At 52.0% G+C, this 14,082-nt stretch carries 14 protein-coding genes, 1 pseudogene and 1 riboswitch; of the genes and pseudogenes, 12 read left to right on the top strand and 3 right to left on the bottom strand.

Annotated features, from left to right (window positions below):
• The first annotated feature begins 99 nt into the window (after window positions 1-99).
• The 10 genes and pseudogenes from HNQ57_RS03730 to HNQ57_RS03690 all read left to right on the top strand — a co-directional run bounded on the left by HNQ57_RS03730 (window position 100) and on the right by HNQ57_RS03690 (window position 9,529).
• Window positions 100-303, top strand: a complete 204-nt coding sequence (locus tag HNQ57_RS03730) for a DUF6447 family protein (protein ID WP_184461281.1) — start codon at window positions 100-102, stop codon at window positions 301-303.
• Between the two features lie 116 nt (window positions 304-419).
• Window positions 420-531, top strand: a riboswitch (TPP riboswitch).
• A gap of 116 nt (window positions 532-647) precedes the next feature.
• Window positions 648-2,543, top strand: a complete 1,896-nt coding sequence (thiC, locus tag HNQ57_RS03725; protein WP_244966101.1) for a phosphomethylpyrimidine synthase ThiC — start codon at window positions 648-650, stop codon at window positions 2,541-2,543.
• A gap of 36 nt (window positions 2,544-2,579) precedes the next feature.
• Window positions 2,580-3,686: a glycine oxidase ThiO gene (gene thiO, locus HNQ57_RS03720; protein WP_184461280.1), complete on the top strand. Its 1,107-nt coding sequence runs from the start codon at window positions 2,580-2,582 to the stop codon at window positions 3,684-3,686.
• Between the two features lie 29 nt (window positions 3,687-3,715).
• A complete protein-coding gene (gene thiS / locus HNQ57_RS03715; RefSeq protein ID WP_184461279.1) occupies window positions 3,716-3,919 on the top strand; it encodes a sulfur carrier protein ThiS in 204 nt (67 codons plus the stop codon).
• 112 nt (window positions 3,920-4,031) lie between these two features.
• The gene (locus tag HNQ57_RS03710) at window positions 4,032-4,829 is read left to right on the top strand and encodes a thiazole synthase (protein WP_184461278.1); all 798 of its coding nucleotides are present in this window, start codon (window positions 4,032-4,034) and stop codon (window positions 4,827-4,829) included.
• Window positions 4,830-5,005: 176 nt separating this feature from the next.
• A complete protein-coding gene (locus HNQ57_RS03705) occupies window positions 5,006-5,857 on the top strand; it encodes a TIGR03619 family F420-dependent LLM class oxidoreductase (RefSeq protein WP_184461277.1) in 852 nt (283 codons plus the stop codon).
• 60 nt (window positions 5,858-5,917) lie between these two features.
• Complete coding sequence (locus HNQ57_RS03700) at window positions 5,918-6,853, top strand: pirin family protein (RefSeq protein ID WP_184461276.1); 936 nt, start codon at window positions 5,918-5,920, stop codon at window positions 6,851-6,853.
• Between the two features lie 124 nt (window positions 6,854-6,977).
• A pseudogene (locus HNQ57_RS18220) lies at window positions 6,978-8,096 on the top strand (monovalent cation:proton antiporter-2 (CPA2) family protein); the annotation flags it as partial.
• A complete protein-coding gene (locus HNQ57_RS18215) occupies window positions 8,088-8,777 on the top strand; it encodes an NAD-binding protein (RefSeq protein WP_420825302.1) in 690 nt (229 codons plus the stop codon). The pseudogene HNQ57_RS18220 and the gene HNQ57_RS18215, both read left to right, overlap by 9 nt.
• On the top strand, window positions 8,774-9,529 hold the full coding sequence (locus HNQ57_RS03690) for a sulfite exporter TauE/SafE family protein (protein WP_184461274.1): 756 nt from the start codon (window positions 8,774-8,776) through the stop codon (window positions 9,527-9,529). Before HNQ57_RS18215 ends, HNQ57_RS03690 begins: the two co-directional genes overlap by 4 nt.
• A gap of 37 nt (window positions 9,530-9,566) precedes the next feature.
• Here HNQ57_RS03690 and HNQ57_RS03685 read toward each other — a convergent pair whose 3' ends face one another.
• From HNQ57_RS03685 to HNQ57_RS03675, 3 genes are all read right to left on the bottom strand, one after another.
• Entirely contained in the window at window positions 9,567-9,974 is a 408-nt protein-coding gene (locus HNQ57_RS03685) for a PaaI family thioesterase (RefSeq protein WP_184461273.1), read from the bottom strand.
• Window positions 9,975-10,061: 87 nt separating this feature from the next.
• Window positions 10,062-10,544: an STAS domain-containing protein gene (locus HNQ57_RS03680; protein WP_184461272.1), complete on the bottom strand. Its 483-nt coding sequence runs from the start codon at window positions 10,542-10,544 to the stop codon at window positions 10,062-10,064.
• A 6-nt stretch (window positions 10,545-10,550) separates the two neighbouring features.
• Window positions 10,551-11,744: a SpoIIE family protein phosphatase gene (locus HNQ57_RS03675; RefSeq protein WP_184461271.1), complete on the bottom strand. Its 1,194-nt coding sequence runs from the start codon at window positions 11,742-11,744 to the stop codon at window positions 10,551-10,553.
• A 157-nt stretch (window positions 11,745-11,901) separates the two neighbouring features.
• On the opposite strand from HNQ57_RS03675, the gene thiE reads away from it, so the two are divergent.
• Together thiE and HNQ57_RS03665 are read left to right on the top strand one after the other, a co-directional pair.
• Window positions 11,902-13,389, top strand: a complete 1,488-nt coding sequence (gene thiE, locus HNQ57_RS03670; protein ID WP_184461270.1) for a thiamine phosphate synthase — start codon at window positions 11,902-11,904, stop codon at window positions 13,387-13,389.
• Window positions 13,386-14,027 carry a retropepsin-like aspartic protease family protein gene (locus HNQ57_RS03665; RefSeq protein WP_184461269.1) on the top strand — a complete coding sequence of 214 codons (642 nt, stop codon included), beginning with the start codon at window positions 13,386-13,388 and terminating at the stop codon, window positions 14,025-14,027. The genes thiE and HNQ57_RS03665 overlap by 4 nt, the downstream gene beginning before the upstream one ends.
• The last annotated feature ends 55 nt before the right edge of the window (window positions 14,028-14,082 follow it).

Raw genomic sequence — 14,082 nt, 5'->3', positions numbered from 1 at the left:
AAATGCCATCTGACTTAGATGGCATTTCTTTGGTGAACTCCCCTCGGCCTCCATGACGAAAGTTGTGGAGGTCATTTTTTTACATAAAATGGATGATTTATGAATCAAGAACAAATGATTAAAATCGACGGTAAGGAGTACCCGCTCGAAAGTTTGGATAACGAAGCGAAAAACCAACTCATGAATCTAAGGGTCGCAGACCAAAAAATTGCAGCTGTGCAACAGGATTTGGCGATGCTGCAAACTGCACGCAATGCTTATGCAAAAGCCTTGGCTGAGAGTTTGCCCAAAGTTACTCAGTAATATTTTGCCTGTTTATGGCACTGTTAAAAAAGTGCCATGCTCATTAGTTTTTATGCAATATGCCGTTCGTGTACTTGCACCTCTATTGCCAAACCTAATCTTGCAGCCTACACTAGCCGCTCTTGTCGGGGTGCCCGCGTATGAAAATACGCAATGGCTGAGATCGTTTTCGAATCCCGTAGACCTGATCTGGATAATGCCAGCGTAGGAAACAAGATCTTCTCAGCAGGGGTCCCTCTGCGTTGTGTTCTTCTGAGAACCGGTCTTATTTTCCTTCTTTGGTTTTATTTTTAAAGTACTTGAATCAAAGACTTGCGCTGTGTTGCGCGCAAAAAGGGGAAATAATGAGTTCTGATTATCCGCTGCTTCGCGATACCGCCCAAGTAGATGCCGCCTCAGTTGAGCCATTGCCGGGTTCGTCAAAGATTTATGTGCAGGGTAGCCGCGCCGATATTCAGGTGCCAATGCGGGAAATTAAATTGACCCCGACCCCAGTGCAGGCCAGAGATGGCACTACTAGTCTCGAGCCAAATCCACCGGTGCGGGTTTACGATACCTCGGGTGCGTATACCGACCCCAAGGCCAATATTGATATTCGTAAAGGCTTGGAGCCGATTCGCGATCAGTGGATTCTCGACCGTAATGACACCGAATTGCTCGCTGGTGACAGCTCCGAATACAGCCGCAAACGGGCTGCAGATTTAAGCCTGCAACAATTGCGTTTTGATTTAAAGCGCAACCCCCGTCGGGCTTTACCGGGTAAAAATGTCAGCCAGATGCACTACGCGCGCCAGGGGGTTATTACCCCAGAAATGGAATACATAGCGATTCGCGAGAACATGGCCTTAGCCGCCGCAAAAGAAGCCGGTGAGCTGCCGGGGCAGCTCGGCCATCAGCATCCGGGTAACGCCTTTGGTGCCAGTATTCCCAAAGAAGTGACCCCGGAATTTGTGCGCGACGAAGTCGCCCGCGGCCGTGCAATTATTCCTGCCAATATTAATCACCCCGAATTAGAGCCGATGATAATTGGCCGTAATTTTCTGGTGAAGGTGAACGGCAATATCGGTAATTCGGCGCTGGGCTCGTCCATTGAAGAAGAAGTGGCCAAACTCACGTGGGGTATTCGCTGGGGCGCGGACACCATGATGGATTTGTCTACTGGTAAAAATATTCACGAAACTCGCGAGTGGATTGTGCGCAATTCGCCGGTGCCTGTAGGCACGGTGCCGATTTATCAGGCGCTGGAAAAAGTTGATGGCGTGGCCGAAGACTTAACGTGGGAAATTTTCCGCGATACCTTAATTGAGCAAGCCGAGCAGGGGGTGGATTACTTCACGATTCACGCTGGGGTATTGTTGCGCTATGTTCCGCTCACTGCCAAGCGCGTTACCGGCATTGTATCTCGGGGCGGCTCAATAATGGCGAAGTGGTGTTTGTCGCACCACAAAGAGAATTTTCTCTACACCCATTTCGACGACATTTGCGAGATCATGAAGGCCTATGATGTGTCTTTCTCGCTCGGTGATGGCCTGCGTCCCGGTTCGGTGGCCGACGCTAATGACGAGGCGCAATTTGGTGAGCTGCGCACCTTGGGTGAATTGACAAAACGCGCTTGGAAACATGACGTACAGGTGATGATTGAAGGCCCTGGGCATGTGCCCATGCAAATGATTCACGAGAATATGACCGAGCAGCTAAAGCACTGCGACGAAGCGCCGTTCTACACTTTAGGGCCGCTGACCACCGATATTGCCCCGGGCTACGATCACATTACCTCGGGTATTGGCGCCGCCCAAATCGGCTGGTATGGCTGCGCGATGCTGTGTTATGTCACCCCCAAAGAACACTTGGGCTTGCCCAATAAAGACGACGTTAAAACCGGTATCATCACCTATAAAATTGCCGCCCACGCCGCAGACTTGGCCAAAGGCCATCCCGGCTCTCAGTTGCGCGACAATGCCTTGAGCAAAGCGCGCTTCGAATTCCGCTGGGAAGATCAATTTAACCTCGGCCTCGACCCCGACACTGCCCGTGCTTACCACGACGAAACTTTGCCCAAAGAATCTGCCAAGGTCGCGCACTTTTGCTCGATGTGTGGCCCCAAATTCTGCTCTATGAAAATCACCCAAGACGTTCGCGACTACGCCGCCAAGTTAGAAGAAGATGAACTGGAAGCCGAGATGCAGAAAAAATCCGCGGAGTTTAAAGAGCTGGGCAGTGAGATATATCAGAAGGTGTAAGGGCGAGTCGGACGTCGGACGTCTGGGGTCTGACGAATGAACGACGCGTCCGACATCCGACATCCGACGTCGGGCTCGCTTAATATCGGTATCGCCGGTGCAGGCCTCCTTGGCCGCCTCCTCGCGTGGAAGCTCTTGCAGCAAGGGCATCATGTGAGTCTTTTTGACCGGGGTAGCCGCGAAGGAGAATTGAGTGCAGCGCGGGTGGCGGCATCGATGTTGGCGCCCTATAGCGAAGTGGCCAGTGCCGAGCGTCAGGTGTTTGATTGGGGGCTAATGGCATTGCGCTGGTGGCCGGAACAGATTGCTTTATTAGAACAGCAAACTGGGCAAACCATTCACTACGGCATGGCCGGCAGTGTGGTGCTGGCCCACGATTTAGATAAGTCCAGCTTGCGACATTTTGAACAACAGTTACAAGCGAAAGTCCCCGATCATCTTGATGGGGTGGAGCGAATTGACCGTGAGCGACTGCGGAGTTTAGAACCGGAATTAGCGGACCGCTATAGCTCGGGCTTGTTTCTTGCCGACGAAGGTTATCTCGATAATTGGGCTTTGCTGTTGGCGCTAGAAATCGCGATAAGCAAGCTGGGTGGCAAGTGGTATGAGCATCGTGAGGTCGTCAGCGTTGCGCCAAAGCGTATTGTTTTAAGTGATGAAACGCTAGCGTTTGACTGGGTGGTGGACAGTCGTGGTTTAGGTGCTAAAGCTCAGCTGCCGGGTTTGCGCGGCGTGCGCGGCGAAGTGTTGTGGGTGCACGCGCCGGAAGTGAATTTACAGCGGCCGGTGCGGCTGATGCACCCGCGTTATAAATTGTATATTTCGCCGCGCCCTGGCAATCGCTATGTGATTGGCGCAACTGAAATTGAAAGTGAATCGATGCAGCCGGTTACCGTACGCTCGACCTTGGAGTTGATGTCGGCGCTCTACAGCGTCCACAGCGGCTTCGCGGAGGCGAGCTTGCTTCACGCCTTTGCCCACTGTCGCCCGGCGATGCCCGATAATCTGCCGGTGCTGAATGGCGAGGTGGGTTTATTAACGGTGAACGGCCTATACCGCCATGGTTACTTGCTCAGCCCACAGTTGGTGGAACAGGCGTTGGCGATGTTGGCGGAGCAAACTGCAGATAGTGTTGCGGTATAAGTGGAGAGATTGATGGATAGAGCGCCCAAATGATTTCAATTAGTTTGAATAATGAACGCCGTGAATGCGATGCGAATTTAGCGCTAGCTGAGCTGCTTCCGCTATGGGGTTTTGAGTGCGAGAAAATTGCGATAGCGATAAATGGCGACTTTATTCCGCGATCCCAGTATGGCGATCTGCGTTTAAATGCTGGTGATCAAGTGGATGTATTGGCGCCAGTGCAAGGCGGTTGAATGACGGGAGAAGCGTGACGGGAGATGGGAGACGCGAAGGAAAAAAGATTAGTGCGGGTTTTAATTTTTTAGCGTCTCTCGTCTCCCATCCAGCGTAAAGCAGGAATTAGCAATGAAGCAAAATCAAGACAACTTGACCCTCTACGGCCAAACCTTCCACAGCCGCCTCTTAATTGGCAGCGCGCTGTATCCGTCACCGGCAATAATGCGCGAAGCGATTACTGCCTCGGGTTCGGAGATTATTACTGTGTCGCTGCGCAGGCAGTCGCCGAGCGAAGCTGGCGGCGAGGGCTTTTGGCAGCAGTTAAAGAGTTTGAATAAAACCCTACTGCCTAACACGGCGGGTTGCCATAGCGTAAAAGAGGCGGTGACCTTGGCGCAGATGTCACGGGAGTTGTTTGAAACTGATTGGTTGAAATTGGAAGTGGTGGGCGATGATTATAATTTACAGCCTGACCCGCTTGGCACTGTTGAGGCCGCTGAGCAGTTAATTAAACTCGGCTTTAAGGTATTTCCGTATTGCACGGATGATTTGGTGATCTGCCAGCGCTTGCGCGATGTGGGTTGTCAGGTCTTGATGCCCTGGGGCTCGCCGATTGGTACTGGGCGGGGGCTGATGAATCCCTATAATTTACAAACTATTCGCGAGCGAATTCCCGAGCTGCCGCTCATTGTTGATGCCGGTATTGGTAAACCCTCTCACGCGGTGCAGGCCATGGAGTTGGGCTACGACGGTATTCTGCTGAATACCGCAGTTGCCCAGGCGGGGGATCCGGTATTGATGGCGCGAGCCTTTCGCGATGCCGTTACGGCGGGCCGCCAAGCTACCTTGGCGGGGGCAATGCCGGAGCGACAAACCGCTTCGCCATCCACTCCAACCTTGGGTATGCCCTTCTGGCATCAGCAATAAACGCGGTTTGATCGCGCATTAATTGCCCAGCTCTTCTAATAAAAATGCCGAGGTTTCATTTAGTATTGTCTCGGTTTTTCCGCTTATGCCATCTCATCAATGTGAGGTATAGCTGCAACGACGCGCTTGCACCTAGACTAAGCGACTACACAGCAATAATAAGATAGGACGCGACTATGCATCTCGGCTTCAGTTCGATGAATACGGTAAACGATCCCAATCCGGCGGAATTGGCAAAAACACTGGAAGACGCAGGCTTTGAGTCGTTGTGGTATGGCGAGCACAGTCATATTCCTCGCTGCCGCAGCACGGCATATCCCGCAGGAGGGGCGTTGCCAGAACCGTATAAAGAAATGATGGACCCGTATATTTCGCTGATGGCGGCGGCCGCGGCGACGTCAACATTAAAGCTCGGTACGGGCATTGCCCTGCTGATGGAGCGCGAACTATTCTCCCAAGCCAAGACAATTGCGACGCTAGATCGCCTCTCGGGCGGCCGGGTGCTGATCGGCAGCGGCGTGGGTTGGAATCAGGAAGAGTTTGAGAACGTCAGCCATCAGCCTTGGCAGCGACGCTATTCGGTATTAAAGGAAACCGTGGCGGCGACTCGGGCTCTGTTTGCCGATGAGGCGCCGGAATTTCACGGTGAGTTTATCGATTTTGATCCGGTGTGGTTTGAGCCAAAACCACTGCGCAGTCCGCCAATGATTTTTGGTGCAATGGGGCCGTTGGGTATGCGCCACACGGCGGAGTGGGCCGACGGCTGGATGCCGGTCGACGTGGCTTTGCCGGATGTAAAGGCCGCCATTAAGGCGTTTCACGATTTGCTCGCTGAATTTGGTCGCAAGCCGAATGAGGCGGAGATTACCTTGGTGGTTATGTCCGAGGTGACCCCAGATTTACTTAAATACTATCGCGATTGCGGCGTAGACCGCTGTAATATCGGGGTGGGCATGCAAAATTGGGACAAGCCAGAAATTGTGATGCCCATGATTGAGCGCTTCTCTAAGATCATTGCTCAGTTGTGAGGCTTGCTGCTAGTCTTTGAGGTCTAATGCGGAAAATAGTGTCTACTTCATGGAGATATTATGAGTAATCAGCAGCATGATTCAGAGGCTTCGCAGTCTTCAGATTGTCCACGCCACTTAGACCCCATTCAAAAGATTAGCGCTCGCAGCGCGGAAATTGGCGGCGGTATAACGGTTAATCGCGTTCTCCCTTCAAGACAGCGGCGGATGATCGGGGCTTGGTGTTTCCTTGACCATGCTGGCCCGGCTGTTTTCCGCGATGGCACGGGCATGAAGGTGGGGCCCCATCCTCATATTGGTTTGCAAACCTTTACCTGGATGGTAGCGGGGGCGGTCTTGCACCGCGACAGCCTTGGCAACGTGGCAGAGGTTCGTCCTGGTGAAGTCAATTTGATGACAGCGGGGCGTGGCATTAGCCACACCGAGGAGTCTTTGGCCGGTAGCGAACAATTGCACGCCGCGCAACTCTGGATTGCGCTGCCCTATCAAGATCGGGAGTGCGAGCCCGCTTTCGATCACTACCCCGAGCTGCCAGTCTGGTGGCAAGGACATAGTCAGCTTACCTTGCTAGCCGGGCGCTATGAAGGCGAGCAGTCTCCTGCAAAAATTTACTCGCCGTTATTGGCGGTGGATGTTGTCAGCCGCTCGGGCGATGAGCTTCATTTGCCCTTGGACACGCGTTTTGAGTACGGCATATTGGTGCTGCAAGGTGACGTTGCGGTCTGCGGTCAGCGCTTTGTAGAGAATGATTTGGCGTATTTTAGGCCTGGTGCTAATGAGCTGCGGGTAACGCTAAGCCCCAATAGCCAAATTATCTTTTTAGGCGGCGAGCCTTTTGCGGGTGATATTACGCTGTGGTGGAATTTTGTTGGCCACAGCCGCGCGGAAATTACTCAGGCCCAGCGAGATTGGGAAGCAGGAGGTTCTCGTTTCGGCAGTATTTCCGGCTTTGACGGCGCGCCGCTCATTGCACCGCCGCTCCCGTGGCGGGAATAGTGATTAGCCGATAAAACACTTAGGACGCCAGCTTTTATCGTGTAAAAATAACGCCGTCATCAACTTGCGGCGGGGCGTTGCTATGCGACAAACCCGCACCTCGTAATTTATTCCGGAGATTTCAATGCCCCATGAAAGCAGCCTGCTCCAGGCAATGGTGGTTCTATTGTTAGCGGCAGTACTCGTTGTGCCATTGGCTAAACGTCTGCAATTGGGTGCGGTATTAGGCTATTTAATAGCCGGTGTCGCTATTGGCCCGGCGGCTCTGGAGCTGATCCACAATCCTGAAAATATCGCCCATTTTTCTGAATTTGGGGTGGTGTTGCTGCTGTTTATTATTGGCTTGGAATTGTCGCCGAAGCGCTTGTGGCTTATGCGTCGCGCGGTGTTTGGGGTGGGGCTTGCGCAGGTCGCGCTCAGTGGTCTTTTAATCGGCGGCGTAGCGTATTTTAGTTTTGATCAGCCAATTCGCACGGCAATTGTTTTAGGGCTGGGCTTGGCCTTGTCATCGACCGCGTTTGGTTTGCAGATTCTGGCTGAGCGTAAGCAGTTGGGTAGTCCCCATGGGCGCTTGGCGTTTGCTATTTTATTATTTCAAGATATTGCCGCGATTCCACTCATTGCGCTGGTGCCACTGCTCAGTGGCAATAGCGGCGCAGACGGTGCCGAAACCGGCACATCGGTCCTGCGGATACTGCTGTGCATAGCGGCAGTGGTCGTCGGTGGTCGCTATTTGCTGCGACCGGTGTTTCGTATGGTGGCCAGAACGGGGCTGCAGGATGTCTCGACCGCGACCGCATTGTTGGTGGTGATTGGCACTGCTTGGTTAATGGACATGGCTGGGGTGTCGATGGCGCTAGGGGCGTTCCTCGCGGGATTGCTGCTCGCGGACTCGGAGTATCGCCATGAGTTGGAATCGCAGATCGAGCCTTTTAAGGGACTGTTACTCGGTTTGTTTTTTATCAGCGTGGGGATGACCGCCGATGTTCATCTGTTGTTACAAGAACCCTTAACGGTACTTGGCTTAAGCGCGCTGTTGATGATTATCAAACTGCCAGTACTGGCTTTGGTTGGTAAAACATTAGGGGGCTTAGACCGCAGTAGCGCCTTGAAATTGGGCATTGTGTTGGCGGCGGGGGGCGAGTTCGCCTTTGTTATTTTTCAAATTGCTCGTCAGCAGCAGTTATTCAGCGCCGAGTTGCACAGCATGCTGATTTTGGCCATTACGGTGTCGATGGCATTAACGCCATTTTTGATTATTCTCATTGCCAAGGTGTTACAACCCAAGGCTCAGCCGCAAAGCGTGCCGCCAGAATACGAAGAAATTGAGAGTGACCAGCCGAGGGTAGTTATTGTCGGTATGGGCCGCATGGGGCAAATTGTGGCGCGTATTCTGCGCGCCCAAAGGGTGCCTTTTGTGGCATTGGACTTGTCGGTAGACACGATCGAATTGTCGCGGAGTATTGACAGTATGCCCGTGTTTTACGGCGACCCACTGCGGCCGGAAATATTGCGGGCGGTCGACGCCGACAAGGCCGAGTATTTTGTACTGGCGGCGGATGACCCCGAAACCAATATTAAAATTACGGAATTGGTCAGTCGTTTATACCCCCACATTAAGTTTATTGCGCGGGCTAGAAGTCGGTTTCACGTTCACCGCTTACTGGAGCTGGGTGCTACTCCAATTCGGGAAACGTTTCACTCAAGCTTGGAGATGAGTCGTATAGCTCTGATGGGGCTAGGTTTGAGTGAGGCGCGGGCGCAGGCCAGAATTAGCCGTTTTCAACAGCATGATGAAGAGTTGCTGGCCCAGCAGCACCAGGTATTTAACGACCGCGAAGCGCTACTGCAAAGTGCCCGCGACGCACATGATGAGTTGCAGGCGCTGTTCGATGCCGACGTAATTGAGGAACGTGGGCTGTGATCGAAGATCCATTTTTTTACTTATGCGCGATACCCGCTATTTTGATTTTTGGTATGGCCAAAGGTGGGTTTGGCGGTGGTATTGCCGTGGTGTCGGTGCCGTTAATGAGCTTGGCAATATCGCCAGTTCAGGCGGCCGCAATTTTACTGCCGATATTATTGCTTATGGATGCGGTGGCACTGTGGAGTTTTCGTGGACAGTGGAGTAAGCCCAATTTAAAAATTATTTTGCCCGGCGCAATGATTGGCATCGTCATTGGCAGTATTGGCTTTCGTTATTTATCAGAGGACATGATTCGCATCTTAATTGGTTTTATTGCCGTCGCCTTTTGTTTAAATTATTGGTTTAAATCTCAGTCAGCAGTTGAACGTGGACCAAGCAACATTCGCGGCGGTTTTTGGGGTGCGGTCGCGGGGTTTACCAGCTTTGGTATTCACGCCGGAGGGCCGCCAATTAATATTTATTTGCTGCCACAACGCCTAGAAAAATCGCTGCTGATGGGAACCATGGCGATATTTTTTGCGGTGGTCAATGTAGTGAAGTTAATACCCTATAGTCTGCAAGGTAGTTTTGATCGTACTAATTTACTCACGGCGGCAATATTGATGCCGCTTGCACCGGTTGGGGTGCGGCTCGGCTTTTATTTGCTGCATAAGGTCAGTGAAACCACAATTTATCGAATCTGTTATTTCTTTTTGTTTGTGGTTGGCGTCAAGCTTTTACTTGACGGTGGTCTTGGCGTGCTTGGCTGATTTTATTCAGTAGCTCAGAGCGGCGCCGGGTTTAGGCTTAGTCTCGCGGCGGAATGGCATAGGTTCCGACGGCGTGAGCGACTGGTCGGTCGTCACCCTCGGAATAGAGGGAAACTTCGCCGATAATCAGTAAACGGCCAGTTTTAATCAATTTGCAAACCCCGATAATATCCTTGCCTGCTGCGGGCTTGCGTAAAAAATTGATATTGAGATTCGTGGTGACCGCCAGTGGCACAATACCAATTTCGCCGAGTATAGCCGCGTAAAGCCCGAGGTCTGCGGTGGTCATGAGTACGGGCCCGGAGACTGTGCCACCGGGTCGCAGCGCGCTGATGTCGACTTTGTGGCGAACAACGGCAGATTGAGGGCCAATCTCATCGACCGTGCATGGACTTGCGGGGAATTCTTTGGCGAGGAAAATGGCGATTTCTTGTTGAGTTGCCACTGCTGACTCCATAAAAAGTGCATCATTGTATGCCGACCATTTAGCGCCTAGGTTTGTGTGGCGATGCTAATCAATATCCGGTGCTAATTATTTTCTGCGTAGTTCTTTTTCAAGTGCGGAGACCACGCCGCGAAATTCCTGCCAATTTTGTTCGTTGAGCGCGGCAAGGTCGCGATGGGCATTTAAAATCATTTCCGCTGTTTCGCGGTCTGTGCCAATATTTTCAGGTAATTCGTTTTCTTGAATCGCCAACTGTGGCTTTTGTTTGAGGATGATAAATATGTCACTGAAACCGGCGGTGTCTAAGGTGCGAGTAATGTCGGGGTTGGTGCTGAAAATAGCAGTTTTGTGCTGAAAATCGGCTTCAATATAGTTGTTAATTTTGGCGAGTAGACCAAGCCCTGTACTGTCTATGCTAATGGCGTCGGTGAGATCGATAAGCACATTTTTTATTTTCCCGCGCGAGAACACATTATCTAATAATGTATTTAATGGGCCGCATTGGGTGTAGCGTACCTCATTGCCGAAATGCAGTACCAGGGTGTTGTCAGTCTCCGCATAGCGAATCATGTGCCGTTACCGTTTCAGTAATAAGAATGTAATGTCGTCAGGTAAGTCGCTGCTCTCAATAGAAATGCCTAGCGTTTGAATGAGATCATCGAGATTTAGCGCTTCGCTGTCAATCATTGCGAGTAGTGCGGCTTCTTTTTCTAGTAGGCTTGGCTGGGGCATGATTTCCAAAATACCATCTGAGATCAGCAACAGCGCAAAGCGTTCATGCAGTACGCATTCGTGGCTTGGGTAGTTTGCTTGGCTAAATAGCCCTGCGGGCGGGCTTTTATAGCCCTCGTAGCGTGCGCTACCTTGTTCAAACAGAATGGCATGGGGGAAATGGCCAGCGCTGCTATAGGTCAGTTTATTCTCTGTTAAGGCGATGACGCCATAAAACATAGCGACGTGCTTGTGCAGTCCGCCTTCGAGAAAGAGATTGTTTAGTCTGCTTAAGGTTTGCTGGGGGTCGAGCAACAGATGGTCACCTTGCTGCCAGCAGTCGTTTAAAAAACGGCCCATGGTGTTTTTTAAGATGACGGTCACCAAGGCAGATGGAATACCATGGCCGGCGACATCGGCTAAGTAAAACCCAATGTGATTGCCGTCGATGCGAAAATAATCGACAAAGTCACCGCTCAAGGTTGATGAAGATAATAAGCGGTAACAGAATTGGAGCTGATCGAATTGCGCGCCGTTCTCGGGGAGCATTTGAAATTGCAACTCCCGCCCGGCTTGCTCATCCGCGCTCATATGCTCGAGGGCTTGCTGTAGTTTTACATTGGCTGTCTCAAGATTGCGCTGGTACGCGCAATTTTCCTGTATGAGTTTGGCCCGCTCGAGGCAGCGTTGCATCGCGCGCTCAAGCATTTCAATGTCGATGATGGGTTTGGTCACATAATCCCAAGCGCCAAGTTTGAGCGATTGAATAACGTCGCTCATCTCGCCCTGTCCCGATAGCATCACCACAGGTAGGTTTGGAAATTCTTTTGCCATGATCGCCAACACCTGCAATCCATTCATGTTCGGCATTTGTAAATCGCAGAGCATAAGTTCTGGTGGGTTTAGGCGGCAGTGTTCAATAGCCGATATCCCATCCGCCGCCTGAAATACCGTGTAGCCGCTGACTTCTAGCCACGCCGCCATTGATTCGCGCACCGCGAGATCATCGTCAACGATGAGTAAGGTGGTTTGCGGATCCTGCGGCATGCTATTGGCCATGAGGCGCCCCTGGGCATTTGTGACGATGAACTGAGTATGGTGGAGTACGCATTAAAAATCCAAAACGAGCGGTAGCTCGAGAATATGCAATTACAGTGTTGCCTTCTTTCTGTGGCGGCTATACTGCATGTTAGTTGACAAAAAATATTGAGAAATTATGGCCAGTCGTAAAAAACCAATTGTGTGGAGTATCGCGGGTTCCGATTCTGGTGGTGGTGCAGGCATTCAGGCTGATTTAGCGACATTTCATGACTTTGGCGTGCACGGCTGTACGGTTATTACGGCCATTACAGCGCAGAATAGTTTTGCTGTTGGTCATGTTTCTGTCACACCGCGGCGGACCTTGGCGGCGCAAATTAACGCGCTAGACAGTGATTTGCAGGCTGATGTCATCAAGCTCGGTATGCTCGCTGACGAAGATGTGGTTGGCATGGTGGCGAAATACCTGGATACCTACCGCGGTTTTGTTGTTTGTGATCCAGTGCTGACCTCAAGTACCGGTGGCGATTTAACGGATGGAAATCTTGGTGAGTGTTTAATCGAAAAGCTCCTGCCGCGCTGTGACTTGCTGACGCCCAATTTAAGCGAGGCGGAATCGATATTAAATCGTGCGATCAAAGGCTTGGATGATGTTGAGCGCGCGGCGGCCGATATTGTCGCACTTGGCGCCCGTGCGGTACTGATTAAGGGCGGTCATCTTACCGCTCGCAATAACCAGCGCCATGATTATTGGACCGACGGTGTCGACGGGTTTTGGCTCAGTGGTGCCAATGTGGACACCTTAAATACCCACGGTACCGGCTGTACTTTATCGTCAGCTATTGCTGCGGGCCTAGCGCGAGGCTATGCCCTGCCAGATGCGCTAGTAATTGCCAAAGCCTATGTTAGTCAGGGTTTGCGGATGGGGGTGCAGCTAGGTGGTGGGCCGGGCCCCGTTGCCCATGTTGGGTGGCCTCAGCAACTGATTGACTTCCCAAGCCTGAGCCGGCGCCTCCCGCAAAGTGGGCCTCGGCCAGTATTTCCCTCATGTGAGGGGGAACTTGGTTTATACCCCGTAGTTGATAGTGCCGAGTGGATTGAACGGTTATTGGTTTGCGGGGTAAAGACCATCCAACTGAGGGTTAAAAACCTTCAGGGTGAGGCGCTTCGCAAGGAGGTGGCGCGCGCGGTGGCACTTGGCCGGGAATATAGTGCCAGAGTATTTATCAATGATTTTTGGCAGCTGGCCATTGCGGAGGGAGCCTACGGGGTTCACTTGGGGCAAGAAGATCTCGATATTGCCGATATTGAGGCTATTGCCAATGCTGGCTTACGGTTAGGCGTGAGTACCCACACTTATTATGAAGTAGCGAGGGCGCATGGTTTGCAGCCCAGTTATATTGCTATTGGGCCGGTGTATCGAACCACGAGCAAGGACATGCCCTACAGTCCTCAGGGGCTGATGCAGTTGCGGCGCTGGGTAGGGGTTTTGGGGGACAATTACACGCTGACTGCGATTGGCGGAATCGACATAAAGCGGGCCAAGGAAGTCTTGCTTACCGGCGTAAAAAGCATCGCAATGATCAGTGCTATTACGCAAGCTGAAAACCCTGAGGCCGTTGTCGCGGAGCTAATGGCGATGATCGACGACGCGCCATCGCAATGAGATTGATACTTGCGGGCGCACTCCTGCTTTTTGCGGTTGTCGCGTGGTCTGAACCGGCGAATATCGTGGTGCGGGGCTTGTTTGATAAAGCGGCCTTATTTGAAATAGATGGTCGTCGGCAATTACTGCGCAATGGCCAACGTGACAGCTCTGGTGTGCGGTTAATCTCGGCGACCCCAATGCAGGCTGTGGTAGAGATAGATGGCCAGCGGCAGGTGCTCGGTTTGAATAAGCAGGTAGGCGCGATTTATGAGCAAGCGCCTATTACCACCGTGGTGCTGCGTAAAAATAGCCGCAACGAATATCGGATGAAGGTCAGTGTCAATGGTCGTGGGGTAGATGCGGTTATTGATACCGGCGCTACAATTTTGGCAATGAGTTCTCAAGAGGCGCTGCGGCTAGGTATTGCGTATAAGCAGGGCGTGCCGACAGTCGTCGCTACCGCGAGCGGAATGAGCGATGGCTACGCTGTAACACTGAATAAAGTGCAGTTGGGCGACATTGCCGTTTCCCATGTCAATGCGGTCGTTATCGAAGGCCACTATCCCCATGTCGTGCTGCTGGGAATGAGCTTTTTAGAGCATGTAAACCTGCAGGAATACAATAATATTCTGACTCTAACCCCTCGTCATCACTGAATACACCAACAATGGTCGCCTCGCGGGCATCCTACTGGTAAAATGCGCGACCGGT

Origin of the sequence: Zhongshania antarctica, assembly GCF_014202945.1 — a bacterium.
Lineage (GTDB): Bacteria > Pseudomonadota > Gammaproteobacteria > Pseudomonadales > Spongiibacteraceae > Spongiibacter > Spongiibacter antarcticus.
The sequence above is the reverse complement of the archived record's forward strand: the minus strand, read 5'-3'. Positions and strand labels throughout refer to the sequence as shown.

What these genes read in the sequence shown, in the direction of transcription:
- thiC (WP_244966101.1), top strand. Translation starts at nt 648, where the DNA reads ATGAGTTCTGATTATCCGCTGCTTCGCGATACCGCCCAAGTAGATGCC.
- thiO (WP_184461280.1), top strand. Translation starts at nt 2,580, where the DNA reads ATGAACGACGCGTCCGACATCCGACATCCGACGTCGGGCTCGCTTAAT.
- HNQ57_RS03700 (WP_184461276.1), top strand. Translation starts at nt 5,918, where the DNA reads ATGAGTAATCAGCAGCATGATTCAGAGGCTTCGCAGTCTTCAGATTGT.
- thiS (WP_184461279.1), top strand. Translation starts at nt 3,716, where the DNA reads ATGATTTCAATTAGTTTGAATAATGAACGCCGTGAATGCGATGCGAAT.
- HNQ57_RS03675 (WP_184461271.1), bottom strand. Translation starts at nt 11,744, where the DNA reads ATGGCCAATAGCATGCCGCAGGATCCGCAAACCACCTTACTCATCGTT.
- thiE (WP_184461270.1), top strand. Translation starts at nt 11,902, where the DNA reads ATGGCCAGTCGTAAAAAACCAATTGTGTGGAGTATCGCGGGTTCCGAT.
- HNQ57_RS03680 (WP_184461272.1), bottom strand. Translation starts at nt 10,544, where the DNA reads ATGATTCGCTATGCGGAGACTGACAACACCCTGGTACTGCATTTCGGC.
- HNQ57_RS18215 (WP_420825302.1), top strand. Translation starts at nt 8,088, where the DNA reads ATGGCATTAACGCCATTTTTGATTATTCTCATTGCCAAGGTGTTACAA.
- HNQ57_RS03710 (WP_184461278.1), top strand. Translation starts at nt 4,032, where the DNA reads ATGAAGCAAAATCAAGACAACTTGACCCTCTACGGCCAAACCTTCCAC.
- HNQ57_RS03705 (WP_184461277.1), top strand. Translation starts at nt 5,006, where the DNA reads ATGCATCTCGGCTTCAGTTCGATGAATACGGTAAACGATCCCAATCCG.
- HNQ57_RS03665 (WP_184461269.1), top strand. Translation starts at nt 13,386, where the DNA reads ATGAGATTGATACTTGCGGGCGCACTCCTGCTTTTTGCGGTTGTCGCG.
- HNQ57_RS03730 (WP_184461281.1), top strand. Translation starts at nt 100, where the DNA reads ATGAATCAAGAACAAATGATTAAAATCGACGGTAAGGAGTACCCGCTC.